Annotated in this window: 3 protein-coding genes; all 3 read left to right on the forward strand. The window is 50.7% G+C overall.

From position 1 onward, the window contains the following. Positions 1–75 precede the first annotated feature (75 nt). Positions 76–549 carry a hypothetical protein gene (locus tag E4634_RS20805; protein ID WP_135446614.1) on the forward strand — a complete coding sequence of 158 codons (474 nt, stop codon included), beginning with the start codon at positions 76–78 and terminating at the stop codon, positions 547–549. A 340-nt stretch (positions 550–889) separates the two neighbouring features. After that, a complete protein-coding gene (locus E4634_RS20810; protein ID WP_135446615.1) occupies positions 890–1,255 on the forward strand; it encodes a hypothetical protein in 366 nt (121 codons plus the stop codon). 393 nt (positions 1,256–1,648) lie between these two features. Then, the gene (locus tag E4634_RS22100) at positions 1,649–1,828 is read left to right on the forward strand and encodes a transposase (RefSeq protein WP_135446616.1); all 180 of its coding nucleotides are present in this window, start codon (positions 1,649–1,651) and stop codon (positions 1,826–1,828) included. Positions 1,829–2,026: the final 198 nt, after the last annotated feature.

The raw sequence follows: 2,026 nt of genomic DNA on the forward strand, positions 1-2,026 counted from the left end.
CCCTGCTTGAAGCGTTACGTGTCCAGTCATTTCCGGAGTACATTGAGACCGGCTCTATCGAGTTGATGACAAATTATGAATGGATTCGAAGTGATATTTACTGCTGTCATTACCTCCGGGGTGGTGACTGCACTTACGAATTGGTATCTCAGAACGAGAGAGCTTAAAGAGCTGCGGCGCTGGGAGCTAAAGCGAGAAGCTTGCCTTGAGGCATTACGGATAGTTGATTCAAGATTTTCGGACTATCAATGGAGCGATCCTGAAGGAAATATAGCCAGAGTAGACCCGCAAGAATCCGTTAGTACTGCCGATGTTAGGTCCTGCTTTAACAAGCTAGTTTTAGCGTGTGAGAAACCAGATGTGCCCCGAGCATTTGAAGCCTGTCTGAATCTAAACCTCGGAGCTAACAAGGCGATAAAACTAGATATGAATTCAGTTATTCCATTTAGAAATGCTATCAGAAAGGAGCTGGGCTTCGGTAAGAAGCTTACGACTAACGTTAGTTGGATTATGTACCTAAATAGGGGCATAAGTGAAAAGGACACGTAACAAGTCAAGGCAGCAAGGGCGCTTCGCGCCGGGACCCGCTAACGCGGGCCCCTGCTTGAAGCGTTATTTTGCATCGTGGCCACTATGCTTCGGCGCCACTCAGAGGTATCAAGACGTCCCATGAAGGGGGCATATATGTCAAAAATCTTCGATCGTTCGGCTCACGTTGGCTACGCCGGAATAGTGTGTTCTTTCGCCTTGCCCAACTCTCTGGCCCAGTTGCTGAAAGGGGCCTCTTCATCCGAATCTCACAAAATAACAAGTGCGGGCAGTTCGCTCCCTTCGGTCGCCGGACGCGCGTACCGCGCGCCCGCTGCCGCTCAGCGTTAAGTGTACTCACATGGAAATACCGAATGAGCTTCATCATGAGAACTTGGCCTTCTCCGGAGGTGATCGAAAAGCCGGGACTAAGCGGTTGGAGGATCTCATAAATTCAAGCTTGGAAAATGATGGCAGCCTCCAGCAATATCAAGCATCGCTATACCGGGCAATCGAGTGTTTAGAGGGGGCGGGTTACGATATAGGCCGCTGGGATTATGACTCTGAAATGGAATATTGGGGTGGCCAGAGCTATATGTACTCTGAGCCAATCACCGATCAGCTAAGGGAGAATGTGGATAAAGAGCTACACCTTGTGTCAGAGTATCCACTTGGCATCAAACTATTCTGGGGAAATGATGAGCCAGAGATTACCCGCAACACTTAACAATACGTGGCAGCAAGGGCGCAGAGCGCCGGGACAACTGCTGCGCAGTCGCCCCTGCACTCAGCGTTATGTGGTAGTTGAAGGTGGGGATTAAATAAATGCGTTCACTGGCTACCCAGGCATTCTTTATCTCTCGGCTGCCAGTCTCATCTTCCGATGGCGTGGCTCAGCCTTTCGCCACTCCCTGGTGCCTCAAAGTTGGGTTGTCACATGCAGCATCTTGGTTGGGCAGAGTCCGCAACTGAATTTTAAGTTGCCAAGGAGGTTTTGCATGAGGGCTAATATGCAGGTTTTCCAATCAGGCATCCGTCGTGCCACATAACAAGGCAAGGCAGCAAGGGCGTGAACTTCACCCGGTAAAACGGACACCTCAACCTAACGAGGAGTCCCAGCATGCCCAGGTATACCCGACCCAGAAAGACCTGGCAGTACAGCAATGAATTCAAAGCCAAGGCAGTGCAGCTTTCGCATCTCCCCGATGTGAAAGTGAAAGACGTAGCAGAGGCGTTAGACATTCACCCCTTTATGCTTTCGCGCTGGGGAAAGGAACCCGGGGAGGCAGGATTGGGGTAAAGGATACTAGGGCCACCGACCTTGGAATGGAGAAAAAGGAGATGGATCGCCTTCGTCAGCCTGAACGAGAGGATGCCCGCCTCAAGGAGGAGAATGACCTGCCAAAAAAGATGCAACGGTATCCGGCCGAACAACACCAGAAACATTTTGATTCATCCAACGGTACGGACGCGAACTAAGCGGCAGATACCTTTGTGA

It is taken from the genome of Mangrovimicrobium sediminis (assembly GCF_004745945.1).
GTDB lineage: Bacteria > Pseudomonadota > Gammaproteobacteria > Pseudomonadales > Halieaceae > Mangrovimicrobium > Mangrovimicrobium sediminis.

What these genes read in the sequence shown, in the direction of transcription:
- E4634_RS20805 (WP_135446614.1), top strand. Translation starts at nt 76, where the DNA reads ATGAATGGATTCGAAGTGATATTTACTGCTGTCATTACCTCCGGGGTG.
- E4634_RS20810 (WP_135446615.1), top strand. Translation starts at nt 890, where the DNA reads ATGGAAATACCGAATGAGCTTCATCATGAGAACTTGGCCTTCTCCGGA.
- E4634_RS22100 (WP_135446616.1), top strand. Translation starts at nt 1,649, where the DNA reads ATGCCCAGGTATACCCGACCCAGAAAGACCTGGCAGTACAGCAATGAA.